This is a genomic window from Blautia luti (genome assembly GCF_033096465.1).
GTDB lineage: Bacteria > Bacillota > Clostridia > Lachnospirales > Lachnospiraceae > Blautia_A > Blautia_A luti.
In genome coordinates, this window is the sequence record NZ_AP028156.1 from 1,001,395 (window position 1) to 1,007,500 (window position 6,106).

Sequence of the window (6,106 nt, forward strand, 5' to 3'; positions counted from 1 at the left end):
ATTGTGAACAGTGATTGAAATTTTACCAAAAAAGGTTTGCAAATCTGCTTGTATGTGCTAGTATAAGTGTAACACAAAAAAGGAGAAACGTGTTATGATGATTGAAATCGATTTCAGCAGTGATGAAGCAATCTATATTCAGCTGACAAACCAGATTATCATGGGAATCGCTACCTCCAGGCTGAGAGAGGGAGATACACTGCCCTCTGTAAGGCAACTTGCGGATACTGTAGGGATCAATATGCATACAGTGAATAAGGCATATTCTCTTCTGAGACAGGAGGGATTTGTAACGATTGACCGCAGACGCGGAGCAGTGATATCCATAGATGTAAATAAACGTAAGGCACTGGAAGAGATGAAAGAACATCTGATGGTCGCACTGGCACGTGGATGCTGTAAGAATGTGACCAGAGAAGAGGTTCACCAGTTGATTGATGAAATTTTTGATGAATATAACTCGGCAGAGGACAGATAGGAGACAACATGGATAGAAAATTTACCAGACAGGCAGAAGCTGCCCTTAAACTGGCAAAAACCACAGCGAAGTCCTGCGAACACAGCTATATTGGAACAGAGCATCTTCTGACCGGACTTTTAAAAGAGCCGGAAGGAACCGCAGGCAAGATCCTGGCTGAATTCGGAGTAGACCAGGAGAAGCTTATGGAGTTAATCGGACAGCTTGTAGCGCCGCCCCAGGGAGAGACAGCCCTGAAAGAGCCGAAAGATCCGCAGTACAGTCCCAGATCCAGAAAGATCCTGGAGCAGGCCCTGGAGGATGCGGAGAGCATGGAATGTACAGCAGGAACAGAACATATTCTGCTGGCATTATTAAAAGAGACAGATTGTGTGGGAACCAGACTTCTTTTTACAATGGGAGTCAATATACAGAAGCTTTTCGCTGCTGTTCTGACTGCAATGGGATTTGACAATGATACCATTGCAGAAGAATTTCAGTACGCGCGGAATGTAGGAAACAAAAGAACAACCAGCACCCCTACCCTGGATCAGTACAGCAGAGATCTGACAGAACTGGCAGCAGAGGGAAAACTGGATCCTGTAGTGGGACGTGACAAAGAGATCAACAGACTGATCCAGATCTTAAGCAGAAGAACCAAGAACAACCCCTGCCTGGTGGGAGAACCCGGAGTGGGTAAAACTGCCATTGCAGAAGGCCTTGCACAGAGGATCGTTATGGGAATGGTCCCGGATACAGTGAAGGATAAACGTCTTGTAGTTCTTGATCTTTCAGGAATGGTGGCAGGAAGTAAATACAGAGGTGAATTCGAAGAAAGAATTAAGAATGTTGTACAGGAAGTACGGGAACATCAGGGAATTCTTCTGTTTATTGATGAACTTCACACCATTATCGGTGCCGGAGGCGCAGAAGGTGCACTGGATGCTTCCAATATTCTGAAACCATCCCTGTCCAGAGGAGAGATTCAGCTTATTGGGGCCACAACTCTGGAAGAATACCGTAAATATATTGAGAAAGACGCAGCACTGGAAAGAAGATTCCAGCCTGTGACTGTAGAGGAGCCTTCCGCAGAAGAAACTATGGAAATACTTCGTGGGCTTCGTCCATATTATGAGAAACATCATGGCGTGGAGATTACAGATGAAGCGCTGGATGCAGCGGTGAAAATGTCACAGCGCTATATTAATGACCGTTTTCTGCCAGATAAGGCCATTGACATCATTGATGAAGCCGCATCCAGGATCCAGCTGGCCGGTTATCAGTCTGCACCGGAGATGGAAGCTTATGAACTGGAACTGAGTGCTCTCAGAGATGAGAAAGAAGAAGCAGTGAAATCTGCGGATCTGTCCCGGGCAAAAGCAGTCCAGGCCCGTCAGCTTGAAGTGGAAGAAGAGATGGAGAAGCTTCGCGCAAAAACAGAACGAAGAAATAAACGTAAGAAACTGGTAGTGGATGAGGCTGCTGTTGCAGCAACGATTTCAGACTGGACCAAGATCCCTCTTCAGAGACTGACAGAAGGAGAGAGCAAACGTCTTGCACGTCTGGAAAAAGAACTCCATAAGCGTGTGATCGGTCAGGAAGAAGCAGTAAAGGCAGTAGCGCAGGCTGTCAAACGAGGCAGAGTAGGACTGAAAGATCCGAACCGCCCCATTGGTTCCTTCCTTTTCCTGGGACCTACAGGTGTTGGAAAAACAGAACTTTCCAAGGCACTGGCAGAGGCTGTGTTTGGCAGTGAACAGGCTATGATTCGTGTGGACATGTCCGAATATATGGAGAAACACAGTGTATCCAAACTGATCGGTTCCCCTCCGGGATATGTAGGATATGAAGAAGGGGGACAGCTTAGTGAGAAAGTAAGACGTAACCCTTACAGTGTTCTTCTTTTCGATGAAATTGAGAAAGCACATCCGGATGTATTCAATATTCTTCTTCAGGTGCTGGATGACGGACATATCACAGATGCCCAGGGCAGAAAGATCGATTTCAAACAGACGATCATTATTATGACCTCCAATGCAGGAGCGCAGGCAATCATGGAACCGAAACGTCTGGGCTTTATGTCGGGAAATGATGAGAAGAAGGATTATGAACGCATGAAAGGCGGCGTTATGGAAGAAGTGCGCCGGATCTTCAAACCGGAGTTTCTGAACCGTATTGATGAGATCATTGTGTTCCACGTGCTGAATAAAGAACACATCAAGAAGATCGTGACACTTCTTATGAAGACTCTGGAGAAACGCTGTGCAGAACAGATGGATATTCACCTGAGTGTTACAGGTGCAGTGAAGGAATTTATCGCGGAAAAAGGTTCCGATAACAAATATGGAGCAAGACCTCTGCGCCGTGCCATCCAGAGCCGGATCGAGGATACTCTGGCCAATGAGATTCTGGAAGGAAAGATCAAACGGGGAGATCAGGTGCAGGTTAAACTTCACAAAAATGAAATCTGTTTTGAAGTGAAACAGGATGAAAAGCAATAATTGAATTGTGAAAATACCATAAATTTTTGACTAAGATACTGGTCAGAATAAAAGATTTATTATATAATATAACAATAAAAATGCCGGACTTAAAGTCCGGAATATCCAGATAAAAGGCCGGCAAACAAAAGAGTCTTAGGGAGGACATTAGGAAATGGCAGTAGTAAAAGAATTAATCCGTACAGAAGAGAATGGCGCAATCAGCTTTGGTGATTATGATCTGGCGCAGAAGTCTAAATTATCCGACTACCAGCATCAGGGAGATATGTATAAAGTAAAAACCTTCAAAGAGATTACCAAACTAGAGAGAAACGGAATGTTCGTTTACGAATCTGTTCCGGGAACAGCAGTATTTAACCTTACCCAGAACGAAACACAGATGGATTTCCATGTAGAGGGACCGGAAGATGCACAGATCACAGTGGAACTGGAACCTGATACAGAGTATGAAGTATTTATCGAACAGGCCAGCACAGGAAAAATGAAAACCAATCTGGGCGGCAAGCTTTCATTCAGTGTGGAACTTGGAAACGCTGCAAGAGTAGAAGTTAAGATCGTAAAATGCTAAAAAATAAAAAAACCGTATATTTTTGTCAGGAATGCGGATATGAATCCGCGAAATGGATGGGACAGTGTCCGGGCTGCAAAGCATGGAATACCTTTGTAGAGGAAACTGTTTCAGCGAAAAAGCCGGCATCCGGTACAACAGGAAGAACTGAGAAAAGACAGGAACCTGTCATACTCAGGGATATCAGCCTGTCTGAGGATGAGCGGCAGACAACAAAGATCGGTGAGCTTGACAGGGTGCTGGGTGGCGGAATCGTCCCCGGCTCCCTTGTTTTGGTAGGAGGGGATCCGGGAATCGGCAAATCGACCCTTCTTCTTCAGGTATGTCGGAATCTGGCAGAGAGACAGGTTTCTGTTCTGTATATTTCAGGAGAAGAATCTCTGCGCCAGATCAAATTGCGGGCCAATCGTATCGGAGAATTCAGCGATAAACTGCAGCTGCTTTGTGAGACGAATCTGGAAGTGATCAGAGAAGTGATCCAGCGTAAGAAACCGGAAGTGGTTGTGATCGATTCCATTCAGACTATGTTCCATGAGGATGTAAGTTCTGCACCTGGAAGTGTTTCACAGGTAAGGGAATCCACGAATATCCTCATGCAGATCGCCAAAGGAATGGGAGTTTCTATTTTCATTGTAGGCCATGTGACCAAAGAGGGCAATGTGGCAGGTCCCAGAGTTCTGGAACATATGGTGGATACAGTTCTGTATTTCGAAGGTGACCGCCATGCGTCTTACAGGATCCTGCGGGCTGTAAAGAACCGATTTGGTTCTACCAATGAGATAGGCGTATTTGAAATGTGTGGAACAGGACTGGAGGAAGTAAAGAATCCTTCGGAATTTCTGCTGAACGGCAGACCTGAGGATGCATCAGGATCCGTGGTGGCCTGTTCTATGGAAGGAACGCGCCCTATTCTGGTAGAGATACAGGCACTGGTATGCCAGAGTAATTTTGGAATTCCCAGACGTACAGCAGTGGGAACGGATTTTAACAGAGTAAATCTGCTGATGGCTGTACTTGAGAAAAAGGTCGGGATCCATCTGGGTTCGTCAGATGCATATGTGAACATTGCCGGCGGAATGAAGATGACAGAACCGGCCATTGACCTGGGAATCTGCCTGGCTGTTGTCTCAAGCTGTAAGGATATTGTGATACCGGACAACGTGATGGTGTTTGGTGAGGTTGGTCTCAGCGGTGAGATTCGTGCAGTGAGTATGGCAGGACAGAGAGTTCAGGAAGCGAAGAAACTGGGCTTCGAGACGGTCATGCTTCCGGAAGTCTGCCGGTCATCAGTCGGGAAGATCGAAGGGATCAGACTGATTTATGTATCACAGATCAGAGATGCGATACAGTATATTATGAAAAATAAATGATATCTGGCTGAGGGGGAGACTCTCAGCCTTTTTTGGATAAAGTTGTGATAAAAGGGAGAGTAAGAAAGTATGGCAGGAAAGGGAGAAGCTGTAATATTTGATATGGATGGAGTGATCTTTGATTCAGAGACACTTGTATTGAATTGCTGGAGGGAAGTGGCTGAATGTCATGGAATCAGGAATATCGAGATTGCATGCCATGAATGTCTGGGTACCAACAGTGCTGTAAGTAAACAGATTTTTCTGAGACATTATGGTCAGGATTTTCCGTATGATGAGTATAAAGCAGAGATGTCAGAGGTATTTTTTGGTTATGCTTCCGGCGGCAGACTGAAGAAGAAACCAGGGGTTGAAAAACTTCTGAAGTATCTGAAAGAATCTGGTATAAAAGTGGCACTTGCAAGTTCTACCAGGGAGGCTGTTGTGAAGAAGGAACTGGAGGAGGGCGGACTGCTTGGGTATTTTGACGAGATCGTATGCGGAGATATGGTGAAGCGAAGCAAACCGGAGCCGGATATTTTTCTGGAGGCGTGCAGACGTCTGAGGTCGGAGCCAAAGAAGTGCTATGTAATAGAAGATTCTTATAATGGGATCAGAGCGGCCCATGCAGCAGGGATGCATCCGATCATGGTGCCGGATCTGATGGAACCTACTGAAGAGATGCAGGGGCTTGCGGAGACGATTTTGGGGTCGTTGTATGACGTTATAGGATATCTGGAGCCTTTTTACCTGGATGCATAACAAGTGAAAATGGTTATCAAATATAAAGGGAAAATAAGATATAATGAGTTATATCTTTGGTACTGTGCTGGTAACGAGGATGTTATATTTATAGGAAAACAGGAGGCGTAAAATATGAAATTTCAGAAGTTGATCGAGAAGAGAAGAACGGTTCGTAAATATGCAGAGGGTAATACGGTGAGTAAGGAGGAGGTTCTTGCTATGATAGGGGCAGATCAGGAGGCTCCTTCATGAAAGAATTCTCAGACGTGACGTTATTATTGCATTATGGATGAGAAAGATGTTACGCGGTTCAGACAAGAGTGCCTGCCGGAAATGAATGCAGGGAAGGGTGAGAATGCGGTATTGATTATCAGTACTTTTGTTCATAACAGAGCGGGATTTCAGAAGGATGGGACTGCAGATAATGAACTGGGAAATGGATGGGGATGTTATGATCTGGGACTTCGGAATGAGAATCTGATATTGA

At 45.2% G+C, this 6,106-nt stretch carries 6 protein-coding genes (1 of these 6 cut by a window edge); all 6 read left to right on the forward strand.

All coding sequences use genetic code 11. The annotated features are described in order from the left end of the window. Positions 1-94 precede the first annotated feature (94 nt). Positions 95-478, forward strand: a complete 384-nt coding sequence (locus R8695_RS04675; protein ID WP_118510669.1) for a GntR family transcriptional regulator — start codon at positions 95-97, stop codon at positions 476-478. Positions 479-486: 8 nt separating this feature from the next. Continuing rightward, positions 487-2,958 carry an ATP-dependent Clp protease ATP-binding subunit gene (locus R8695_RS04680; protein WP_154780846.1) on the forward strand — a complete coding sequence of 824 codons (2,472 nt, stop codon included), beginning with the start codon at positions 487-489 and terminating at the stop codon, positions 2,956-2,958. Between the two features lie 154 nt (positions 2,959-3,112). Next, entirely contained in the window at positions 3,113-3,526 is a 414-nt protein-coding gene (locus tag R8695_RS04685) for an endosialidase (RefSeq protein WP_154780845.1), read from the forward strand. Then, the gene (gene radA / locus R8695_RS04690) at positions 3,520-4,896 is read left to right on the forward strand and encodes a DNA repair protein RadA (protein ID WP_154780844.1); all 1,377 of its coding nucleotides are present in this window, start codon (positions 3,520-3,522) and stop codon (positions 4,894-4,896) included. Before R8695_RS04685 ends, radA begins: the two co-directional genes overlap by 7 nt. Positions 4,897-4,965: 69 nt before the next feature. Next, positions 4,966-5,637 carry an HAD family hydrolase gene (locus tag R8695_RS04695; protein WP_154780843.1) on the forward strand — a complete coding sequence of 224 codons (672 nt, stop codon included), beginning with the start codon at positions 4,966-4,968 and terminating at the stop codon, positions 5,635-5,637. 315 nt (positions 5,638-5,952) lie between these two features. After that, on the forward strand, positions 5,953-6,106 hold the 5' portion of the coding sequence (locus tag R8695_RS04700) for a nitroreductase family protein (protein WP_243139581.1). It continues 128 nt past the right edge of the window; only the first 154 of its 282 coding nucleotides appear in the window; its start codon is at positions 5,953-5,955; its stop codon lies beyond the right edge, outside the window.